The following is a 21758-nucleotide window of genomic DNA, read 5'->3' on the forward strand; positions in this document are numbered from 1 at the left end:
TTGTCGTTTTTGATGTGCAGGTTAGAAACTGATGTTAAGGGTTACGGCGTAATTGCGGGAGAACGGTACAGCCCCGGTGATCATGGGATTGAAGGGGTTGTTGCTCTGCAGCGATTCGGGGTTCTGTCCACCGTTCAGGCCGTTGTACAGGTACCCGATATTGCGCGCCGTGAACCGGAGGCCTGCGCCTTTCATGCGGATTTTGCTCACGATGGCTTTCGGCACCTGGTAGCCCAGCGAAACTTCGCGGAGCATCACCCACGATACGTCGGTAACGGAGCCGTTGTCGAGATAAGTGCCCCAGCCATAGGAGTTCAGGTAATAGCTGGCGGCTTTCCAGGGCTCTACGAGACCGGCTTCATATGCCTGTCTGAACGTCATGCCACCGATATCCTTGCCATTGATGGGAGATTTCTCACCCGCTCTGAACACTGCATCGGGAACGGCGCCATCGTAAATCGTTTTGCCGTTGTAAGAATCCGTACGGGCCACGCCGCCGTTTTCCTGGTCGCGGTACTGGAGGCTGTTGAGGAGGTTACCCCGCTGCATGCCGTAGTTGTAGGCTTCGGAGTAAGCCTTGCCGCCTACGCGCGCATCCACCTGCATGTACAACTGGAAATCCTTATAACGCAGATTGGTGTTCACACCAGCCAGCCAATCGGGCTCTACGCGGCCGATGGTTTGGCGCTCACCGGGCTTGAACTGCTTCGGCACCCAGGAATACTGCATGAATTTATGTTTCGTTTCGGGGTCTGTGCTTTCTGCATAACCGCCCACGCTGATCAGCGGGAACCCGGTGGCCGGGTCGCGCTCGCGCCAGGAGGAGTTGGCGGTCAGCACACCAAAATCGCCGCCTTCATAAGCCCAAACGCCTGCGCCATCATAATCGCCCATGAGCTCGCGCGCTTGCAGCGACGGGTGCAGGGAAATGATCTTGCCGCGGTTGCGGGTGAAGTTGGCGGACACGTCCCAGCGGAAGTTCTTGCTGCGCACGGGCGTCACGTTCACCAGCACTTCGATCCCCTGGTTCTGGATATTGCCGGCATTGATACGGCGGAGGCTATACCCGGTCTCGATCGGGTTGGGGATGGTGATGATCTGGTTGAAAGTGTTGGTACGGTACCAGGCAAAGTCCAGGCTCACACGGTCGTTCAGGAACGAGAGGTTGGTACCCAGTTCCAGGGAACGCTGGATCTCGGGCTTCAGGTCCATGATGGGCAGTACGTTCGCGTTCTGCATGGTGGCCGTTACTACAGACTGGCCGGCGCCGTTGAGGGTAGTGCCCTGCAGGTAGCTGCCGAAGCTCGTCTGGTAAGGGTCCGTGCCTTTACCCACCCAGGCCAGCGAAGCACGCAGCTTGCCGAAGCTCAGCCAGGTAGGCATAGCGCTTTTCCACATGTCGCTGAAAGCCCAGGACACGTTCACGGAAGGATAGAATACGGAGAAATTGTTTTCGCCCGGCACGCCTTCGGGATACATGAGGGAAGACAGCCAGTCGTTACGGCCTGTCAGTTCCAGGTTCAGATAATCTTTCCAGCCGAAGTTCAGGATCGCGCCCACGGCTGCGGCGCGCGAATCTGGCGAACGGTAGCTGTAGCGGCGCTGGTTCGTGATATCGTTTACGGAGTTGGTGAGCGTGAACACGTTGGGAACGATGAGGCCGCCGTTGGTATTGGCGCCATATTCTTCGCGCACGCCGTTGCCGTAATACTCGTTGTACAGGCGAACATCGATGTCGAGATCGCCGTTCAGGGCTTTGCGGGCGCCATGGGCCATGAACAGGTAGTTGTAGGAAGAGCGGTAATCGCCGCCTACGGAATAATAGCCACCGGAATGGAATTTCCCGCTGCCTTTTTCCTTCTGTTCGGAGAAGATTTTATAGCTGTTGATGTTGGCTTTCGCAGACACATCGATCCATTCGTTCAGCTGCGCTTTCAGTTGCAGGTACGCCAGCAGTGATTTCTCACGGCGATTGTTATCGCGGTTGTCGAACCGGTTGAAGGCAGCGTTCACGACGTTGTCGTACTGCGAATAACCATAAGAGCGCATGGAGTTATCGGGCAGGCGGTAATTCGCTTTCCAGTCGGCCAGATCGGTATTGCGCGGTACGGAATAATACGTGAGGAAGCCGAGGTTTTCGCCGCCGGTCCAGTAGTAACGGCCTTGTCCGTAAGGATTGCGGGCATCCGTCAAAGCATAGGTGGCGCCGGCTTCCAGGGAAAATACGTTATTGATCTTACCGGTGGTGCGGAAGTCGAAGTTGTTCCTTTTCACCTGGTTGTTGGGGAGCGTTCCGTCGTTCCGGAGGTTGGAATAGGAAAGGCGGTACGTCACGTTATCGCTGCCGCCGGAAATGGCGACGTTGTTGTTGATATAGTTCCCGTTCTGGAAGAAGGTTTTCCAATTATTGGCCTGTGGGGAAAAAGGGACCATTTTGGTGGGATCGTAAATGGAGGGGTGCATGCTGCCGTCCATTTTCGGGCCGAAGCTGTAGGAGGTGGAAACCTGCGTGCCATCGGGCTTCCAGTTGCCTTCGCGGAAAAACGCGGAGCCGGAGCCGTAGACGTCTTGCAGGGGGAGGCCGTTGCGGTAAATTACCTGCGACTGGTAAGTGCTGTTGAACGAAACGCCGATCCCCTGCCCGGAGGAGCCTTTCTTGGACGTGATGACGATCGCGCCGTTAGCCCCGCGGGTGCCGTAAAGGCTCGTGGCCGCAGCGCCCTTGAGCACGGTGATGCTTTCATAATCGTCCGGGTTGAGGTTCTTGAGCTGGGAGCCCTGGTCTACCCCGTCTGCATCGTAAGTATTGGTTTCGATCACCATACCATCGACCACGAAAATCGGCTGGTTGTTTTTGTCCAGCGATTTGGCGCCGCGGATGATGATGGAGGGCGACGATTGTACTCCGGCCGCGCCCATCACGTTGATGTTGAGGCCGGCCACCTTGCCCTGGAGCGCGGTAATGGGAGAAATCGTGTTGGCGCGCTGTACTTCTTCCCCTTTAACGGTGGTGAGCGCATATCCGAGCTTGCGGTCTTTTTTCGTGATGCCGAGCGCTGTTACCACTACGTTTTCGAGCGTCTGCGAGTTTTCGCGGAGCACGATATTGACCTGGAGGCTGGCGCCTACGGTCACTTCCTGGTTGGTGAAGCCGATGAAGCTGAACTGGAGCACGTCTCCGGCCTTCGCCTCTACGGTGAACTCGCCGCGGGCGTTGGTAGACGTTCCGCGCGTGGTGCCTTTCACGCGAACGGTAACGCCCTGGAGCCGCAGGCCGGTGGAGTCAGACACCACGCCGCGCACTTCCGCGAACCGCGCTTCCGCCACGTCTGCCATTGCTTTTTCCTTCACCACCACCGTATTCCCTACGATGGTGTAACCCAGCGGCTGCCGGGCGAAGCAGAGGTCCAGCACCGTTTCCAGGCGTTCGTTGGTGACGTCCAGGGAAACGCTTCCGGCTTTGCGGAGCAGCGATTCGTCATAAAAAAATGCATACCCGGTTTGCTTCTTGATGGCACGGAAAATCTTTTCCAGTGATACATTCCGCTGCGAAATCGTCACGTTCTGGGAAAAGGTTTTGGCGCTGATCTGCAAACAGAAAGCCAGGAGAAAGGCGGCTGTCAGCTTCATACACAAATAGATTTTGGGACTCGGCCCAGGTCGGAAATACCGGGCGCCACGTAGAATTTTTTGCATACTTTCGTACAGGTTTGGGTGATAAAATGCTGTTATCGCTAAATTCTTCCTTTATAGGGACGATACCCGAACTTCCGCCGCCCTGACTCTCACCTCAGGGCGGTTTCCATTAAGGCATTACTATTATTTTCTTGTCTTCTATCCTGAAATGCACGTTGGATGCCTCCAAAATGCGCAGTACTTCCGATGCCTTCGAGTTCCGGGAAATATCGCCCCCGAAACGCCTGTCGGGGATGCGCCCTTCATACTCGATCTCCACGTCGTACCAACGCGCCAACTGGCGCATCACGGCGTAAAGGCTGGTTTGGTCGAAAGAAAAATATCCGTTTTTCCACGCCATCACGGCGTCTGTGTTCACTTCATGCTGTACCTTGATCTCCCCTTCCCCGTTCACGATCGATTGCTCGCCGGGCCGGAGCCTCCGTTGCTGGCCGCCTGCCGAAATCTCCACGCTCCCTTCCAGCAGCGTGGTTTCCATGGCCGCCTCGTCTTCATACGCCTGCACGTTGAAATGCGTGCCCAGCACCCGTACTTCCATTCCGCGGCTCATCACCACAAAGGGTATCCCATCCTGTTTCGCCACTTCGAAATACGCTTCCCCGCTGATCTCCACCCGCCTTTCCGCACCGGTGAACGCCGCCGGGAACCGGATCGATGACGCCGCGTTCAGCCACACGGCCGAACCGTCTGCCAGCAGCAGCCGGAACTGTTTGCCTCGGGGCGTTTGCACGGTATTGAACACCACATCCTTCCCGCGATTTTCCTTCCCGTCATACCGTAACCCGCCACTGCCCTGGATCACGGCCATTCCGCCCTGCACCGCCAGCGTACCCGCGCCGGCACTGTCCAGCACAATACGGTCGCCGTTGCCCAGCGTCAGTATCGCGCCGTGGGTGCCGGGCAGGATGTCGCGCCCGGATTGGGTGGCTATATGTTGAGAGTAGCTTTGATCGGCAGACCGCCGGCTGATGAAGAGCCACGCCGCCAAGCCCAATACGAGCAGCACTGCGGCCGCAGCGGCCAGGCGTTTCCAGGATTGCCGGCGGATGGGGATCTCCTGTCGTATGGCAGGACTGATCGCTTCGGCTTCTTCCATCAACTGGCGGTATTTATCGCTCCAGTCGAGGTGCGAACCGGCGCTGCTTTGCTTCGCATCGTCCCAGTTCCGGCGCATAACGGCCGACAGTCCGGGCAAATCGTCGCCATGCTCCGCCATGCGCAGCATTTCGTCCAGTTCCTCCCGCGAGATCGTTCCGCTGAGGTACCGGCTACAGAGCAATTCCCATTTACTGTGTTCCTGATCGTTCATGCAAATGTTGGATAGGCAGCGTTTGCGGCTGTCAATGAAGTAAGACGGATAAAAAAACGGGAGTAACTAGTGGATGCGGAAATATTTTTTTATACCCTGCCCAGGAAGAGGATCAGCAGGGCCAGGTCCATTTCCCTGGACAGGTAGCTGCGGATGAACCGCTGCGCCGCTACGATGTGGTTGTTGACGGTGGAACGGGATATCTGTAATTGGGTGGCGATCTGGTCGTGGCTCATGTCGGATTCGCGGCTGAGCTGGTATACTTTTCGCGCCTGCGGCGGAAGCAATTCCACCGCCCTGCGCAATTTCCCTTCGAATTCGCGTTGCTGCAACTGCATATCCGGCCGCTCCCCGGCAGCCGCCTGGATGTCGTCCCAGAGGAGCTCGCGGAGGGCGCTGTCTTTGGCCGCTGCGCGCAGAAAGTCGATGGATTTGTTGTGCGCCACCCTGAAAAGGAACGCGTCGAAATTGCGGACCTGCACCAGCAGTTCGCGCCCCAGCCATATTTTCATGAAAACGTCGAGCACCAGCTCTTCGGCCACCTGCTCCGACCGGATGAATTTCGAAACGAACGCGAAAAGCCGTCCGCGGTATTCGTCAAATAATTCCCTGAATGCAGGCTCGTCGCCTCCTGCAATCTTCCGCAGAATCAATTGTTCATCGTATAGCTTGTTGGCTTGCAAGGAGAAATAAATTATCGCTTGGTTGACTGTTGATATACTACCCCTGTACCATCAAACGTAAAAATAAAAGCGAATACTACCAAATTAAAGTCAGACATAATTTTCATATTCCCGCACCGGCACACTGGCGGTAAGCATTTCGTATTCCGCTTCGTTGAACCGCGGCGCTTCCGCGGCCGCGTCCTCCAATTGTTCGATCGTTCGCAAACCCGCCACCGCACTCGTTACCGCGGGATGCATGAGCACGAATTTCATGGCGGATTGCGCGGGCGTACGGTGTTTGCCGGACACTTCTACAATTGCGGCCTGCGCATTTTCCACTTCCTTTTTCGAAAGGTGGAGATAGTCGACGGCGGGCTTCCCCGCCAGCAAACCCTTTGCCAGACTGCCGCGGGCCAATACGCCGATGTTATGGTGCTCGAGAACGGGAAGACAGGAAACTTCGGGCCGGCGGTCGAGCAGGCTGTATTGCATCATCACGCTTACGATGTTGCTGCGTTTCGCATATTCGCGGATCACGTTGGGGCGGATCGAAGAAATGCCGTAATGGCGGATTTTCCCTTGTTGTTTCAGCAGCTCGAACGCTTCGATGGTTTCATCGATCGGGTCATCCATCGTTCCGCCGTGCAACTGGTACAGGTCGATGTAATCGGTTTGCAGGCGCTGCAGGCTTTTGTCCGCACACGCCAGGATGTACTCCTTCCGCGGGTTCCAGTCCCACCCCGACCCGTCGGCCCGCCATTGGTTGCCGGCTTTGGTGGCGATGATGACGTCTTTCCGTTTTTCCTTCAGCGCCTTGCCGACGGTGCTTTCGTTGAAGCCCTTGTCGTACAGGTCTGCCGTATCGAAAAAGTTGATGCCCAGTTCCAGGGCGCGATGGAGGATGCGCGCGTTGGCGGCATCGTCCATCCCGAGCGACATACATCCGAAAGACACTTCACTGATGCGCAGCCCGCTGCTGCCGAGGTTCGCGTAGTTCATACTTCTAATATACGATAATCTCGTCCGTGAACAGGAAACCCTTCTGCACCGGTGCTATCACGCGGATGTAGCGGCCGTGCCTTCCGCTGAGGTTGAATTTAAAATCCTTGAAGATGAGTTTTTCGTGCGTGGGCGGTACGTCGTTTTCCATGGTGACCGTTGCCGTCAACGCCAACTCGCGCACGTCATCAGCTATCTGCACCTGCACATGCGGCGGCATGTACACGCCGGGGCCGGTGAGTTGCATGAACCCGATGGAAAGGCTTTCCAGCGGCTGCGATTCGCCGAGGTCGATGGTTACGTCTACCCCTTTGCCCAGGAACCCCTGCCATTGGCCGTCTCCATAGGTGAGCGATCCGCGGTAGCCGTTGACGAGGGTTTGCGCTTGCTGCGCAGGGTAACTGCCGCTCCAGGGCGCGTTGTAGGTCACGGTTTTGCCGATCGCCTTGTGATAATTGACGGGCACGGTCACGGGGCGGCCCATGAGCATCGTGTCGCGGAAGATGGCGGCTGTGAGGGTTGCAGTGCCGGGGACTTCCACCGGTTTTACGTACAACGTCGAATTCGCTGTGGGGCGCGAGCCGTCGAGCGTATAGCGGACCACGGGTTGGAATTGTTCGGTCTGGAAGGAAACGATCGTTTGTTTGCGAATGGTGTCGATCACCGTTTTCGGTTCCAGCTGCCACGACGGGCGGTAGTAATTCACCTGTTTCCTTTGGAGGAGGCGGTAATGCGCCTGCAGGCGGGTCTTGAAATCTTCCCATCCGCGTTTTTCCTGTTGCGACCACAGTACTTCCGACAGGGCGATCATGCGCGGGAACACCATGTATTCCACCTGGTAGGTGGTGGGCATATATTCCGCCCACACGTTCGCCTGTGCGCCGAGGACGTGATGGGCTTTTTCTGCGGGAAGCTCGGCGGGGATGGGCTCGTAGGCATATACTTTCGAAAGCGGAAGGTAGCCGCCGATGGTGAGGGGCTCGGTAGACGGGTCTGACTGGTAGCTGTCGAAATAACAATAACCGCCGGGCGTCATCACCACGTCGTGCCCTTCGGAAGCGGCCGTGATACCGCCTTTCTCGCCGCGCCAGCTCATGACGGTGGCTTCCGGCGCGAGGCCGCCTTCGAGGATTTCGTCCCAGCCCATCAGTTTGCGGTTGTGGGCGATGAGGAATTTCTCCATGCGTTTCACCGCGTAGCTCTGGAGGGCTTCTTCGTTGGCGAGGCCATGCTCCTTCATGCGGCGCTGGCATTTGGGGCATTTCTTCCAGGCAGATTTATCAGCTTCGTCGCCGCCGATGTGGATGTATTGCGAAGGGAAGATATCCATCACTTCGCGCAGCACATCTTCGAGGAAAGTAAAAGTGCTATCGTTGCCCAGGCAGAACTCCGATTGTTTATAAGGCTCGCCCGCGCAGGAAAGGTGCGGGTAAACGGCCAGTACCTCTTCCGAATGCCCCGGCATTTCGATTTCCGGGATCACGGTGATGCCCCGGCGCGCGGCGTATGCCACTACGGCGCGGGCTTCGTCCTGCGTGTAAAAGCCGCCATAGGCGTTGGGATTGCCTTCTTCCACATAATGCCGCGGGCTTTTCCACCATTCCATGTAATTGGCGTGCGTGCGCCATGCGGCTTTCTGGGTGAGCGCCGGATATTTTTTGATCTCGAGGCGCCAGCCGGCACCGTCGGTAATATGCCAATGGAAAACGTTCATCTTGTACATCGCCATGAGGTCGATGTATTTGTACACGAAAGTGAGGGGGAAGAAGTGGCGGGATACGTCGAGATGCAGCCCCCTGTACCCGAAGCGCGGCCGGTCCGAAATGGCAACCGCCGGTAGGATTTTCGGGTCGGGTTGCGTGGCCATGATCTGCAAGAGGGTATATATTCCATGAAGGGCACCGGCGCGTCCGGATGCGTAAATCCGTATTTCCTTCGGACCGATGAGCAATCTGTACGCTGCGCTATCCGCCACCTGCCGCGTGATTTCGCGGAGGATGCGGACGTTGCCCATGCCGGCTTTCCGGAAAGGCATGCCCGAGTGTTCGGACAGCAGGGCCGCCACTTCGCCGAAAGGCGCATCCGCCGTGATAGCGGTTTGAGGGGTGATGGTAAATTGTCCGGTCTGTTCCTGGACCTGTACCGGCGCGGGAATAACATTCACCCGCCCCGTTTGCGCCTGCGCCTGCATGCCTGCGGCCAGCAGCGCGATCAATCCGAGTCGCTTCATTTGTTCACTGTGTTAATTAACCGGGGTGAAATTACTATTTCCGTATAAAAATGCCGGGATTGTTTCAGCATGTACCATCCGGTGAAACGGGCAGCACGTATTTTCACGGGATGAAACGAACGCTCCTGTTACTATCGCTCGCCGCCGTGTTTTCCGGTGCGCGCGCGCAAAAAGCGCCCGCCGATCTCATCATCCGCTCCGTATCCGTCATCGACGTGGAGCATGGCCGTACCGCTTCCGGACAGGCCGTGGTGGTGAAAAACGGGCGCATCGTGGCCGTCACCCCAGACGGTAAACTGCGCCATACCGCGCCCGTGGTGGTAGACGGTTCCGGCAAATTCCTCATGCCCGGGCTGTGGGACAACCATATGCATTTCGGCGGAGGAGACACCCTTGCCCACGAGAACCGCAACCTGCTCCCGCTCATGCTCGCCTATGGCGTAACCGGCGTGCGGGATTGCGCCGCCGATATCAGTCATTTCGTGCTGCCCTGGCGCGACTCCATCGCCAAGGGGCTCCTGGAAGGCCCGCACATATTCACTTCCGGGCCTAAGCTCGAAGGCTACAAATCTGTCTGGAAAGGCGATATCGAGATCGGAACGAAGGAAGAGCTCGCCAAAGCCCTCGATTCCCTGCAGGGCCTGCACGTCGATTTCGTGAAGATCACCGACAACACCCTCCAGCCCGAACTGTACCTCGAAAGCATCCGCCAGTCGCGGAAGCGCGGCTTCGCCATTTCCGGCCACGTGCCCTACGCCATTCCCATGAAAGCGATCGTGGACGCGGGCCTCAGCTCCGTCGAGCACATCCCTTACCTGCTGAAAGCCGGTTCGTCGGAAGAGGAAAGCATCAGTGCACAGGTAGCCGCCGGCACGCTGAAAGGCCGCGCGCTGACAGACAGGATCAATGCCACTTACGATAAAACCGCCGCGCTGAAAATGTTCCGCTACATGGCCTCCAAAGGCACCGCGGTAACGCCTACGCTGAGCCTCGGGCATATTCTTTCCTATTGGGATGAATACGACCGGAGCCACGACGATTACCTGCGATACATCGGGCGCGGCCTGCAAAGCACCTACACCGGGCGCATCAACAGCATCGGGAAGCATGATGCCACGGCCATCGCGTTTCGCAAGGCGAATTACGAAAAATCCGCCGCCGTACTGGCCGACCTGGTGGAAGCCGGCGTCACGATCCTGGCGGGCACCGATGCGGGGTACCTCAATTCCTACTGCTATCCCGGCCTGGCGCTGCACGAAGAGCTGGCGTTGATGGTGAAATACGGGATGACGGCGCAGCAGGCGCTGAAAGCTTCCGTGATCAACGGGCCGAAGTTCCTGGGGCGGAAAGGCTACGGCGCCGTGGCGCCTGGCATGCACGCGGATTTGCTGCTGCTCGACGCCAATCCGCTGGACGACATCCACAACACGCAAAAGATCCGCGGCCTCGTTTCCGGGGGAAATGGAGAGACCGCGCCTATCTCGATAACCTGTTGGCCGAAACAGCCAGGCGTACAGCCGCAGGTATATAAACCAGCCAAATCCTTTGGAACAAACCAGGGCCGTTTCCTTTACTGGAAGCGGCTTTTTTTTGCCCGTCATTTTTACCGCTCATCACGGAGATTTTTCAATTATTAGTTTTTTAATATATTTAATGAATTAATACTAGCGGATAGATACCGATAGTCTGGAAGTAGCCATTAGCACGACACCGATTACATCAGAAAAAAGGGTAAAATGACGGAAGAAAAGCACAAACCGCTGGAAATTATTGAAAACCTGAAGTTGCCACCGCCGGAGCAGGAAACCCCGAAGCCAGGGAGGGATTGTCCGGCCTGCGGGGCCCGGTCCAGCAAACAGGCGGGTTTAACCCATTGCGTGTATTGCGGGCATGAGTTTTCGTCCGGGCAGCCGTCCGGGGAACGGACCTGACAAGAAATTCAAACATCCGAAGCCGGCCGAAAGTGCCGGCTTTTTCTTTGAAAAGTGCAATGCGGCCGATGGGTTAGAACCCAGCATTGGAGGGGGATTACGCGCCACGGCTGTTGCATAAATATGCGTGCGGCGGGGCCGGTTGTGACGGAAAAATTGTACTTTCGGCATTCACCGCCAATGCCATTTATGAAAAAACTATCCATTCTTCTCACGAAGCATTACAGACCTATCAGCATCGCGGCGCTCCTGGACGTCTTCCAGACGGTTAATCACTATTACCAGGAAAACACAGGTATGCCTTACTTCGACATCCGGTTGATCCGCCATCCTGAAGACGGGACGGTCGCGTTTCCGGACGAGCAGTATCAGCCGCTGCACCATGAGGAGGTGACGGTGTCTGACCTGGTGCTGATCCCGGCATTCCGCCCGGGGAACATTTCGGATTATTTGCGGGAGAACTCGGCGTTCATTCCGTGGGTCCGCCAGCAGGCGGCGAAAGGGGCGGAAGTGGCGAGCTTCTGCACGGGGGCTTTTATGCTGGCCGCTACCGGTTTGCTCGACCAGCGCAGGGCCACTACGCACGTTACGGCCGTTGAGGCGCTGTCGCGCATATTCCCAGAAGTGATCGTAGACGCCGATGTGGTGGTTACGGACGACCGCGGGGTGTATACGAGCGGGGGGCCACGTCCACTTTCCACCTGTTGCTGCACATCCTCGAAAAGTATTGCGACCGCAGTACGGCTATTTACACGGCGAAAGTGTTTGCCATCGACATGGACCGTGCGGGGCAGTCGTATTTCGCGAACTGGTCGCCCTCCCGCGCGCATAACGATGAGCTGGTGACGGCCGCGCAGCAGCGGATGGAAGAGCGTTTCCAGGACCGGGTGACGGTGGAGGAAGTGATACACGACCTGCCGGTGAGCCGCCGCAATTTCATCCGCCGGTTCAAAACCGCAACGGGCATAACGCCCATCGAGTATTTGCAGCGCATCCGGATCGAAGCGGCTAAAAAGCTGCTTGAAGGGAAACAGGAAAACATTACCGGCGTCATGATCCAGGCCGGGTATGAAGACGCGAAGGCGTTCCGCCAGCTGTTCCGCAAGATCGTTGGCCTCTCCCCCAAAGAATACCGCGAAAAGTACGCGGGTTAACCCTTTCCACTGACTCTAAAAATCTGTCTTGCCAGCAAGCCGGGTCTCCCTTCAGGACCGGGGTGGAGAAGGTATGTGCGGATGCATGCAGGTAATGCCTATTACTAATCGAAAAAACCAGCTGATTTATTCAGCCGATAGGCTCTTGCATCAAAAAGATATCCTATGCCTTTCCGTCCGATGACTTCGTCTATAAAAAACTGGACTATACATATCTCGCCGATAGCTTAGTGCGTAAAAAAGATAGCTTATCCGGCCGTTGACACCGTACTCCAGAAAATATCCATTACTATCCCTCCAGTGGCCTCGTGCATCAAAAGCTAACCTCTTCGCCCGATACCCCGTCCTTCAAAAATGGATCTCTTTATCGATCCATTAACAACAATAAGACGATCGTACCTCATCCCCACTGCCGTTGAACAAATCAAATTAATTCCTGTTAATCAAACAGTAAACCCTTTCCGATACATCAGCACTGCACCCTATTATATGCATGCGCCGCCGGCAGCGCCCGGCGAAGCCATGCCCGGTATCACCATATTATCCTTAATCCAATAAATAGTGTTAACATGGCATTACATGAAAAAAACGCGGTTCGGGGATTCTTCAAGGAAGCAGTGTACGCATCCTCCGATCTGACCATCTCGGCGCCCAAATACAAATTCCCCGGCGCGGAAATGGACCCCAGACATGCTTACGCGATCGTGTCAGATGAAATGCTGCTCGACGGCAACTCGCGGCAGAACCTCGCTACTTTCTGCCAGACGTGGGTGGAACCGGAAGTTCACCAGATCATGGACCTCACCATCGATAAAAACATGATCGACAAAGACGAATATCCCCAAACAGCCGAAATCGAAAACCGTTGCGTGCACATGCTCGCCGATCTCTGGAACTCGCCAGACGCATCCAACACCATCGGCTGCTCCACCACCGGATCGTCTGAAGCCGCCATGCTCGGAGGCCTCGCACTCAAATGGCAATGGCGCAACCGCCGGAAAAAAGAAGGGAAAGACACCAGCAAACCCAATATCATCACCGGCGCCGTCCAAATCTGCTGGCATAAATTTGCCCGGTATTTCGACGTGGAAATCCGCGAACTGCCGCTCTCGCCCGATAAACTCACCCTCAACCCCGACGATGTTGCCGCCGCCTGCGACGAAAACACCATCGGCGTTGTGCCCACCTTCGGCGTTACGTTCACCTGTATGTACGAAGACGTAAAAGCCATCAGCGACCGCCTCGATAAACTCCAAAAGGAAAAAGGGCTCGATATCCCCATGCACGTAGATGCCGCCAGCGGCGGGTTCATCGCCCCATTCGTAAACCCCGAGATCGTGTGGGACTTCCGCATCCCCCGCGTGAAATCCATCAACGGCTCCGGCCACAAATACGGTCTTTCCCCATTGGGCGTGGGCTGGGTGATCTGGCGCGATCGGACCGACCTGCCCGAAGACCTCATCTTCTACGTAGACTACCTCGGCGGTAACATGCCCACCTTCGCACTCAACTTCTCCCGCCCCGGCGGACAAATCATCACCCAATACTACAATTTCATCCGGCTGGGCCGCAGCGGCTACAAAAAAGTGCAGGAAGCTGCCCTCGGCCATGCACAATACATCGCCGATGAAATTGAAAAACTGGGCATGTTCACGCTTTTCTATAACGGCAGGGGCGGCTTGCCCGGCGCCAGCTGGAAGATGAAAGACGGCATCAAGCCCGGATTCACGCTGTACGACCTTGCAGACAGGCTGCGCATGCGCGGATGGCAGGTACCCGCTTACCCGCTTCCCGCCCATATGCAAGACGTGGTGATACAGCGGATACTCGTGCGCCATGGCTTCAGCCGCGATATGGCCACCCTGTTCATCAACGACGTGAAGCGCGAGATCGAGTATTTCAAAAACCACCCCGTTTCTTCTTCTGCCACGCAGAAAGAATCCGGCGGTTACCACCACTAACGCGCAACCATCCTATTCCTCATCAACAACAACGATATGGCATCTGCAAATAAATCGATCTCCACCGTTCAGCTGGCTTTAATGACAGCGGCGGCGGTGATCTCCCTCCGGGGGCTGCCCATGATGGCGAAGGAAGAGCTGACGATGTTCTTCTACATCGGGTTCGCCACTTTCCTCTTCCTCATGCCCGCCGCGCTGGTGGGCGCCGAACTGGGCAGCGCCTTCGCCGCGAAAGGGGGCGGTGTATATACCTGGGTGAAGGAAGCATACAACCAGAAACTGGGTTTCCTCGCCATTTTCCTGCAATGGATCCAGAATGTGGTTTGGTATCCTACCGTTCTTGCATTCGCCGCGGCCAGCATCGCCTACATGATCGGCCGGCCGGAACTGGCCCTGAACGGCACTTTCGTGGGTGTCTTCTCCATCGGCATCTACTGGTTCGCGACGTGGATCACGTTTAAGGGGACAGACATCGTGTCGAAGATCTCCAGCCAGGGGTTCCTCATCGGCACCGTGCTCCCCGGCGTGGCGGTCATACTCCTCGCGGCGATCTGGCTCGCGGGCGGCCATCCGCTGGAGTTCCTCAACATCCCTGCGGAGCAGCATTCCCTCGTCCATGAAACCCAGGGCCGCATCCATCCCCGCCTCGTCCCGGGAATTCACGGCATGGGCGATATCGCATTTCTGGCGGGCATCCTGTTGCTGTTTGCCGGCGTGGAAGTACATGCCGTACATGCACAGGAGCTCTCCAATCCGCAGAAACAATTTCCCGCCGCTATTTTCCTCGCGGCGCTGATCTCTTTCGGGCTCTTCACACTGGGCTCCCTCGGCATGGCGGCCATGCTCCCGTACGACCAGATCGACCTGCAGGGCGGATTGCTCGTGGCGTTCGACCAGCAGTTCGCACGGCTGGGCGTGCCCTGGCTTACCAACATCATGGGCGCCCTCGCGGCTTTCGGCGTGCTCGCCGGCGTGATGTCGTGGATATCCGGGCCCAGCCGCGGTTTGCTGTGGACCGCCAAAGACGGGCAACTGCCGCCGTTCCTCGCGCATACCAATAAAAACGGCGTGCAAAGCCATATCCTCATCGTGCAGGGATCCATCGTGTCGGTACTGTCTGGCCTGTATTTCGTGATGGACGATGTGAACGTGGCTTTCTTCCTGCTCAGCGCCCTCACTATCGGGCTGTACCTCATCATGTACATGCTCATGTACGCATCGGCCATCAAGCTGCGGTACACGCAGCCCGACCTGGTGCGCGCCTACAAGGTGCCGGGAGGCAATACCGGGATGTGGCTGATCGCGGGGATAGGGTTCATTGCCGTGGCGTTTTCCTTCGTGGTGGCGTTTTTCCCGCCCACGCAGCTACCAGTCGGCAGTCCAGCCTTCTATGTCAGCGTAGTGGCGATCGGCACCGTCGTTTTCGTAGCGGCGCCGTTCCTCATCAGCGCATCCGTCAAAAAGAAACCCGCACCCGCAAAAACCTGATCCACCAATACGTACATCATGAACATGCGACCAATATTTCGGCTGGCCGCGCGATGTGCGCTCCTGGCCGCCGGCACGCTGGCTGTAACCCACGCCCGCGGCCAGGATCCTAACTCCCAGGCGCGCCTCGACTCGCTCGAAGCCCGCATGCGCAGGCTCGAGCTCCGCATCAACCGCATCGACCCCGATCCCCGCTCCCAAACCAGGAGCGCCATCGAATCGGGCAGGTTCGGCGGTTTCGTGCTGGCAGACAACAAAGGCGTATCGCTGGAAATCGGCGGCTTCGTGCAGTTCGACGCCATTCACGACTTCCACCGCACGTCCAACCACGACGCGTTCCAGCCCAGTTCCATCCTCATTCCCAACGATCACAAAACGAGCACTTCCTACTCCATCCGTCAAACCCGTTTCAACTTCATCGGCACCATTCCCATCGGGAAAAATTCACTGAAAACCATCCTCGAATTCGATCTCTTCAACCCCGACGGTTCCTCCGTTCCCCGCCTCCGACACGCCTGGGGCGAATACGGCCGCTTCGGCGCAGGACAGTATTGGTCCAACTTCATGGACATCGACGTGTTCCCCAACACGCTCGATTATTATGGTCCGAATTCGATGGTTTTCACCCGGCAGGTGCAGGTGCGATACACGCAACCGGTAGGTGAGCATACGAAAATCGCCGTCTCGCTGGAAAAACCCAGCGGCAACATCACCTTGCCCGCAGACAGCGGCTACGCCAGCCTGCAGCAGTTGCCAGACGCGGTGCTGAGCATCCGGCACGATTGGGGGACGGGCAACCACATCAAACTGGCCGGCGCCTTTCACCCGCTCACATACGAAACGCCCGCGCTCGACCGCAAAAGCGCGCCGGGCTGGGGCGTCAACCTCACCGGCGCGTTCCAGTTGCCGAACAAGGATAATTTCGTATACCAGGCCGCGTATGGCGAAGGGATCGCGAATTACCTAAACGACATCGGCGGCAACGGATACGATGCCATCTACCATTCTCCCGAAAAAAAGCTCAATACCGTACCGGCGCTCGGTTTGATGGGGTTCTACGACCATTGGTGGTCAGACAAATGGAGCAGCACCGTGGGATGGGCGTACCTGACGCTGAAACCCAAGGCCTATCAGCCTCCGGCGGATTTTAACTGGTCGCACTACGGCGTGGGCAACCTGCTGTGGTACCCCAACGGTTTCATGAAAGTAGGCATCGAATATCTATACGGTTACCGGAACAACATCGATAGTATGAACGCGGACAATCACCGCCTGCAGCTCTCCGCGATGTTCAAATTCTAAACCTCAAAAACGTGTAACAATGAAACGTTTGATAATGGGTCTGATGGCCGTTCTCCTCCTTCCGCTGGCCGCGCTGGCGCAAGATCTGAACGCGCTGCTGAAGGAAACGCATGCGAAGTTCGCCAACCTTCCCGGCGGCGCCAACGCGAACTACATTCCCTTCCTCGCCAACGTTCCTTCCAACCTTTTCGGCATTGCCATCGTAACGGCGGATGGAAAAGTGTATGAAGTGGGTGATTCGAAATACGAGTTCGGCATCGAATCCATTTCGAAAGCGTTCGTGCTCTGCAAGGCGATGATGGACGTGGGGCCAGACAGTATCATGCACGGCATCGGCGTCAACGCCACCGGCATGCCTTTCAATTCGGTGATCGCCATCGAGCTGGAAGGATATTCTCCGCAGAACCCGCTGGTGAACGCCGGCGCCATGGCGGCCAACAGCATGGTGAAGGGGCCGGATAAAGATGCGCAATGGCAGATCGTGCTGGATTACCTGGGAGCTATGGCCGGGCGGCCGCTGAAACTCATCGATGAACTGTATAAGTCCGAAGCCGCCACCAACCAGCACAACCGTGCCATCGCCATGCTGCTGGAGGCTTACGGGCATATGTGGGCCGACCCGCTCGACGCGTGCGACAGTTACACCAAACAATGTTCCGTGGGCGTTTCCGCCAAAGACCTCGCAGTCATGGCCGGCATGCTGGCCAACGGCGGCGTGAACCCGGTTACGCGTAAACGTTTGCTGAAAGCGGAATACGTACCGAAAGTTTTGGCGGCGATGTCTATGGAAGGATTATATACCACATCGGGGGAATGGCTGTACCAGGTGGGGCTTCCTGGCAAAAGCGGTGTAGGCGGCGGCGTGATCGCCGTGGCGCCGGGCAAAATGGCCATCGCGGCGTTCGCGCCCCCGCTGGACCCTGTCGGCAACAGCGTGAAGGCCATGGCGGCGATCCAGTATATATCCGAAAAACTCGATCTCAACCTGTACAAGTCAACTGCCAGAAAGGAGCAGTAACAAGGATATAGATGTGGGATTTGATGGAAAGACCCGCCAGGCGATCACTGTAGCCGGCGGGTCGATTATTTTGCGGAAGTATTTTATTGACGGAAGCGATCGCTTACCACGAGGTCTTTCCCCGCGCCTTCATATTTGTAGAAACCCTTGCCGCTCTTCACGCCCAGGTGCCCTGCGGTCACCATGTTCACCAGCAGCGGGCAGGGCGCGTATTTCGGTTGTCCCAATCCGTCGTGCAGCACGCGGAGGATGGAAAGGCACACATCGAGGCCGATGAAATCCGCCAGTTGCAGCGGGCCCATGGGGTGCGCCATGCCCAGTTTCATCACCGTATCGATGGATTCCACGCCCGCTACGCCTTCATACAGTGCAATGATGGCTTCGTTGATCATGGGCATGAGGATGCGGTTGGCCACGAAACCGGGATAGTCGTTCACGATACAGGGGACTTTGCCCAGTTTGAGCGACAGTTCCCGCACCGCGGCCGTGACGTCGGGTTCGGTGGCATACCCATTGATGATCTCTACGAGTTTCATCACGGGCACGGGGTTCATGAAGTGCATCCCGATCACTTTGCCGGGGCGCGAGGTGGCGGCGGCGATTTTGGTGATGGAGATGGAAGAGGTATTGGTGGCGAGAATGGTGCCGGGAGCGGTGTGCTGGTCGAGATCGCGGAAGATGCGGAGTTTCAGGTCCACATTTTCGGTGGCGGCTTCCACTACGAGCTCCACGCCTTTCACGCCGGCGGCCATATCGGTAAAGGTGTGAAGATTGGCGATGGTGCTTTGCTTCACGTCTTCCGTAATGATTTCCTTGGCGAGCTGGCGGTTGAGGTTGCGGACGATCGTGTCCAGGGCTTTATCGAGCGCGGGCTGCGCCACATCGATGAGGTGAACGGTGAAACCGTTTTGCGCAAACACGTGCGCAATGCCGTTTCCCATCGTGCCGGCGCCGATCACGGCTACTTTCTGCATAACGTACAATTTTGGTGAATGATGCGGCAATTTAGGAAAAAGCGCGCACCGGGCCGCGGGGGTTAGTTTTTCCTTTTAAAATCGCCCCGTTTCCAGGATTCGATGAACTGGGCCCAGGCCAGCGGGTTGAAGATGTTCTGCGGCGGCATCTGACCAGCGTAGTACAGCGATTGCTGCTGCTTCTGCATGAACACGTTATACGCTCCGCCCGCATCGATCGGCATGCCCTGCGCAATGGCGCGCAGCTTGGCCTGCTCGTTGTTTTTCCTGGCTATTTCGTACATATCGTTCGGAATATCCATGCTCACGAACAGTTTCTCGAATTCGCGGCGGGTAGGGTAAGGCTTGATGATGGTTTCTGTCAGGTACACCGTGTCTTCCGCCATGAGCTGGATCATGGAATAACGGTTGCCCGGCAGGTCGAGCGGGATTTTGTAGTCCTTCTTGCGGAAGCCTACGGCACTGAACTGCAGCGTATCCCCTTTAAACGCAACGATGGAAAAAACGCCCACGCTGTTGGAGATGGTGCCGCGGCCCTGGCCCTTCACGAGGATGCTCACCGCCGGTACGGCACGCAGGCTGTCTGCCGTCATGGTAATACCGGATATCTGTATGATGCTGTCCCTGAACGCTTTGAATTGCGCAGCGGAAAGTAAAGGCAAGCACACCAGGGAAAAAAGTATGACAAGATTTCTATACATGTGTAGGCACTAAGATACAGGAACTGACCCGCAATGTCCAATATAATAGCGACAAATTAAACCTCATTTATGGTTAACTTTGCAGATCGCAATCAAATTTAACAACATTTTATGATCACAAAAGAGAAGGTCCTCGAGGCGCTGTCGAATGTGGAAGAACCCGATCTGGGAAAGGATCTGGTGACCCTCAACATGGTGAAGGACATCGAGATCGAAGGAAATAAAGTTACGTTTACGGTGGTGCTCACCACGCCTGCGTGCCCGTTGAAGGAACTCATCCGCAACGCGTGCATCCATGCCATTCACCACCTCGTCAGCAAGGAAGCGGAAGTAGAAGTTAAAATGACTGCCAACGTCAGCTCCAACAGGAAAGACGGCAATACCCTGCTACCGAATGTCAAAAATATCATCATGGTCGCCTCCGGCAAAGGCGGCGTAGGCAAATCCACCGTAGCCGCCAACCTGGCGATCGCCCTGGCGCAGGACGGTGCCAAAGTAGGCCTCATGGACGCCGATATTTACGGCCCCAGCGTGCCCATCATGTTCGGCGTGCGCGGCCAGCGGCCGATGATGGTGAACGTCAACGGCAAAGGCATGATCGCCCCCATGGAAAAATACGGCATCCAGTTCATGTCTATCGGATTGCTGGTAGACGAAAAACAAGCCATCGTATGGCGCGGCCCCATGGCCAGCAGCGCCCTGAAACAATTCGTGAGCGACGTGCACTGGGGCGACCTGGATTACCTCGTGATCGACATGCCCCCCGGAACGGGCGACGTTCACATCACCCTCGTACAATCCGTGCCCGTAACCGGCGCCGTGATCGTGACCACCCCGCAAGACGTGGCCCTGGCAGACGCCAAGAAAGGCATCTCCATGTTCAGCTCCCCGCAGGTGAACGTGCCCATCATCGGCCTCGTGGAAAACATGGCGTACTTCACGCCCGCCGAACTGCCGGAAAACAAATATTACATCTTCGGGAAAGAAGGCGGCATGCGCCTCGCGGAAGAACTGGAAATCCCGTTCCTCGGCCAGATCCCGCTGGTCCAGAGCATCCGCGAAGGTGGCGACGACGGCGTTCCGGCCATTACCGGCACCGATCCCGTTACGCAGAAAGCCTTCACCGAATTCGCCGGCAATACCGCCCGCAATATCGCGATGCGCAATGCCAACATAGCGCCCACGAAGATCGTGGAGATCACGGAGCGCTAAGGCAACGAATGCTTCAACACCACTACACTCCCGGCGCCGAGGTCGTGAAGGGCCCGGCGCTCGGGGTTGAAGTGGATCGTGATGAACGAAAGCCACCCCAGCAGGCATTTCAACACATAACGCGCATATGCCGCCCAGATCGGGATCTTCTTACGGATATCGGCCGACCGGCGCACCCTGATACCGGTGACCCAGTTGCCGACCGTACACCCGATCGCCGTACACAGCGGTTCATACACGCCCCAGAGCGCCAGGAAAATGACGATATTGATCCATTCCGGCGCCCCCTCGCCCAGGCTGTCCAGCAACCGCGACGCCGGCAACATTAGCAGCACAATAAATAACAGGTCGATGAAAGAAGATTGAATGCGCTTGACCAGCGTGGGGAACGCAGGCTCCTGCCCTTCGGCAGGCATAACGGGAACGGTTGAGTCCATGGTATCGGGATTAATTGTCAAACAATATATCATAAATAATCATACTTATCAACATGTACGCCCCTAAACAAACACAGGAACACGATTTCGAAACCATTGCCGCCTTTATCCGCAAACACGCCTTCGCATTGCTGCTGAGCGTGCGCGACGGCGCTCCCTACGGCACCCACATCCCGGTAGAACTGGAAGAAAAGGGACCGGGCTCCTTCGTGCTGAGAGGCCACCTCGCCAACGCAAATCCCCAAACGGAAGATTTCAGCTCCGGGCAAACATTCCTCGCCGTTTTCACCGATCCCCACGCCTACATCTCCTCCTCCTGGTACGAAAAGGAGAAAATCCCCACCTGGAACTACATCGCCGTGCATATCTACGGCAAACTGCGCATCCTCTCGGAAGCGGAACTGGTCGAATCCCTCACCCGCCTGATGAACAAATACGAAGCCTCGTCCGAACATCCCGTCCGCATGGCCGACGTCCCGGAAAAAGCCATGCAGGCGAGTCTTAAAGCGATCACCGGCTTCGAAATGTCGCTGGATAAAATCGAGACGCGCTTCAAACTGAGCCAGAACCGCAACGACCGCGACTACGCCAATATCATCTCACATCTCAACGCCACGGGCGATACGCAGGCTGCGGAGATCGCGGAGGAAATGGCGAAAAGACGGCAGGCCGGACAGTAAC

16 protein-coding genes and 1 pseudogene are annotated in these 21758 nt (G+C 56.9%); 9 read left to right on the forward strand and 8 right to left on the reverse strand.

Going from position 1 to position 21758, the window contains the following annotated elements:
- Window positions 1–21: 21 nt before the first annotated feature.
- The 5 genes from WJU22_RS24490 to WJU22_RS24510 form a co-directional block, all read right to left on the reverse strand.
- Window positions 22–3630 carry a SusC/RagA family TonB-linked outer membrane protein gene (locus WJU22_RS24490; protein WP_341840800.1) on the reverse strand — a complete coding sequence of 1203 codons (3609 nt, stop codon included), beginning with the start codon at window positions 3628–3630 and terminating at the stop codon, window positions 22–24.
- A 175-nt stretch (window positions 3631–3805) separates the two neighbouring features.
- A complete protein-coding gene (locus WJU22_RS24495; protein ID WP_341840801.1) occupies window positions 3806–5005 on the reverse strand; it encodes a FecR family protein in 1200 nt (399 codons plus the stop codon).
- A gap of 89 nt (window positions 5006–5094) precedes the next feature.
- On the reverse strand, window positions 5095–5688 hold the full coding sequence (locus WJU22_RS24500; protein ID WP_341840802.1) for an RNA polymerase sigma-70 factor: 594 nt from the start codon (window positions 5686–5688) through the stop codon (window positions 5095–5097).
- A gap of 90 nt (window positions 5689–5778) precedes the next feature.
- Window positions 5779–6669 carry an aldo/keto reductase gene (locus WJU22_RS24505; protein WP_341840803.1) on the reverse strand — a complete coding sequence of 297 codons (891 nt, stop codon included), beginning with the start codon at window positions 6667–6669 and terminating at the stop codon, window positions 5779–5781.
- Between the two features lie 4 nt (window positions 6670–6673).
- Window positions 6674–8899 carry a beta-N-acetylhexosaminidase gene (locus WJU22_RS24510; protein ID WP_341840804.1) on the reverse strand — a complete coding sequence of 742 codons (2226 nt, stop codon included), beginning with the start codon at window positions 8897–8899 and terminating at the stop codon, window positions 6674–6676.
- Between the two features lie 110 nt (window positions 8900–9009).
- Here WJU22_RS24510 and WJU22_RS24515 point away from each other — a divergent pair, with 110 nt between their 5' ends.
- The 7 genes and pseudogenes from WJU22_RS24515 (at window position 9010) to glsA (ending at window position 17753) form a co-directional block, all read left to right on the forward strand.
- On the forward strand, window positions 9010–10536 hold the full coding sequence (locus WJU22_RS24515) for an amidohydrolase family protein (protein ID WP_341840805.1): 1527 nt from the start codon (window positions 9010–9012) through the stop codon (window positions 10534–10536).
- A 591-nt stretch (window positions 10537–11127) separates the two neighbouring features.
- A pseudogene (locus tag WJU22_RS27325) lies at window positions 11128–11460 on the forward strand (DJ-1/PfpI family protein); the annotation flags it as partial.
- A gap of 74 nt (window positions 11461–11534) precedes the next feature.
- Window positions 11535–11984 (forward strand): GlxA family transcriptional regulator, encoded by a 450-nt coding sequence (locus WJU22_RS24525; protein ID WP_341840807.1) that lies wholly within the window; start codon window positions 11535–11537, stop codon window positions 11982–11984.
- A 569-nt stretch (window positions 11985–12553) separates the two neighbouring features.
- Window positions 12554–13945, forward strand: coding sequence for a glutamate decarboxylase (locus WJU22_RS24530; protein ID WP_341840808.1), 1392 nt, complete (start codon window positions 12554–12556; stop codon window positions 13943–13945).
- Window positions 13946–13981: 36 nt separating this feature from the next.
- On the forward strand, window positions 13982–15433 hold the full coding sequence (locus tag WJU22_RS24535; RefSeq protein WP_341840809.1) for an amino acid permease: 1452 nt from the start codon (window positions 13982–13984) through the stop codon (window positions 15431–15433).
- Window positions 15434–15457: 24 nt separating this feature from the next.
- On the forward strand, window positions 15458–16735 hold the full coding sequence (locus WJU22_RS24540; RefSeq protein WP_341840810.1) for a DcaP family trimeric outer membrane transporter: 1278 nt from the start codon (window positions 15458–15460) through the stop codon (window positions 16733–16735).
- Between the two features lie 19 nt (window positions 16736–16754).
- Window positions 16755–17753: a glutaminase A gene (gene glsA / locus WJU22_RS24545; RefSeq protein ID WP_341840811.1), complete on the forward strand. Its 999-nt coding sequence runs from the start codon at window positions 16755–16757 to the stop codon at window positions 17751–17753.
- Between the two features lie 83 nt (window positions 17754–17836).
- On the opposite strand, the gene WJU22_RS24550 is transcribed toward glsA, so the two are convergent.
- Both WJU22_RS24550 and WJU22_RS24555 read right to left on the reverse strand, forming a co-directional pair.
- Window positions 17837–18727 (reverse strand): 3-hydroxyacyl-CoA dehydrogenase family protein, encoded by an 891-nt coding sequence (locus WJU22_RS24550; protein WP_341840812.1) that lies wholly within the window; start codon window positions 18725–18727, stop codon window positions 17837–17839.
- 62 nt (window positions 18728–18789) lie between these two features.
- Window positions 18790–19428 (reverse strand): carboxypeptidase-like regulatory domain-containing protein, encoded by a 639-nt coding sequence (locus WJU22_RS24555; protein WP_341840813.1) that lies wholly within the window; start codon window positions 19426–19428, stop codon window positions 18790–18792.
- A 111-nt stretch (window positions 19429–19539) separates the two neighbouring features.
- On the opposite strand from WJU22_RS24555, the gene WJU22_RS24560 reads away from it, so the two are divergent.
- Window positions 19540–20640 carry an Mrp/NBP35 family ATP-binding protein gene (locus tag WJU22_RS24560; RefSeq protein WP_341840814.1) on the forward strand — a complete coding sequence of 367 codons (1101 nt, stop codon included), beginning with the start codon at window positions 19540–19542 and terminating at the stop codon, window positions 20638–20640.
- Here the strand turns inward: WJU22_RS24560 and WJU22_RS24565 are convergent.
- Window positions 20637–21077, reverse strand: coding sequence for an RDD family protein (locus tag WJU22_RS24565; protein ID WP_341840815.1), 441 nt, complete (start codon window positions 21075–21077; stop codon window positions 20637–20639). The genes WJU22_RS24560 and WJU22_RS24565 overlap by 4 nt on opposite strands.
- 53 nt (window positions 21078–21130) lie before the next feature.
- Between WJU22_RS24565 and WJU22_RS24570 the strand changes: the two genes are divergently transcribed.
- A complete protein-coding gene (locus WJU22_RS24570; protein WP_341840816.1) occupies window positions 21131–21757 on the forward strand; it encodes an FMN-binding negative transcriptional regulator in 627 nt (208 codons plus the stop codon).
- Window position 21758: the final 1 nt, after the last annotated feature.

The sequence above is a fragment of the Chitinophaga caseinilytica genome (genome assembly GCF_038396765.1).
Taxonomy (GTDB): Bacteria; Bacteroidota; Bacteroidia; order Chitinophagales; family Chitinophagaceae; genus Chitinophaga; species Chitinophaga caseinilytica.

What these genes read in the sequence shown, in the direction of transcription:
- WJU22_RS24560 (WP_341840814.1), top strand. Translation starts at nt 19,540, where the DNA reads ATGATCACAAAAGAGAAGGTCCTCGAGGCGCTGTCGAATGTGGAAGAA.
- WJU22_RS24555 (WP_341840813.1), bottom strand. Translation starts at nt 19,428, where the DNA reads ATGTATAGAAATCTTGTCATACTTTTTTCCCTGGTGTGCTTGCCTTTA.
- glsA (WP_341840811.1), top strand. Translation starts at nt 16,755, where the DNA reads ATGAAACGTTTGATAATGGGTCTGATGGCCGTTCTCCTCCTTCCGCTG.
- WJU22_RS24495 (WP_341840801.1), bottom strand. Translation starts at nt 5,005, where the DNA reads ATGAACGATCAGGAACACAGTAAATGGGAATTGCTCTGTAGCCGGTAC.
- WJU22_RS24510 (WP_341840804.1), bottom strand. Translation starts at nt 8,899, where the DNA reads ATGAAGCGACTCGGATTGATCGCGCTGCTGGCCGCAGGCATGCAGGCG.
- WJU22_RS24515 (WP_341840805.1), top strand. Translation starts at nt 9,010, where the DNA reads ATGAAACGAACGCTCCTGTTACTATCGCTCGCCGCCGTGTTTTCCGGT.
- WJU22_RS24565 (WP_341840815.1), bottom strand. Translation starts at nt 21,077, where the DNA reads ATGGACTCAACCGTTCCCGTTATGCCTGCCGAAGGGCAGGAGCCTGCG.
- WJU22_RS24535 (WP_341840809.1), top strand. Translation starts at nt 13,982, where the DNA reads ATGGCATCTGCAAATAAATCGATCTCCACCGTTCAGCTGGCTTTAATG.
- WJU22_RS24530 (WP_341840808.1), top strand. Translation starts at nt 12,554, where the DNA reads ATGGCATTACATGAAAAAAACGCGGTTCGGGGATTCTTCAAGGAAGCA.
- WJU22_RS24540 (WP_341840810.1), top strand. Translation starts at nt 15,458, where the DNA reads ATGCGACCAATATTTCGGCTGGCCGCGCGATGTGCGCTCCTGGCCGCC.
- WJU22_RS24570 (WP_341840816.1), top strand. Translation starts at nt 21,131, where the DNA reads ATGTACGCCCCTAAACAAACACAGGAACACGATTTCGAAACCATTGCC.
- WJU22_RS24505 (WP_341840803.1), bottom strand. Translation starts at nt 6,669, where the DNA reads ATGAACTACGCGAACCTCGGCAGCAGCGGGCTGCGCATCAGTGAAGTG.
- WJU22_RS24490 (WP_341840800.1), bottom strand. Translation starts at nt 3,630, where the DNA reads ATGAAGCTGACAGCCGCCTTTCTCCTGGCTTTCTGTTTGCAGATCAGC.
- WJU22_RS24550 (WP_341840812.1), bottom strand. Translation starts at nt 18,727, where the DNA reads ATGCAGAAAGTAGCCGTGATCGGCGCCGGCACGATGGGAAACGGCATT.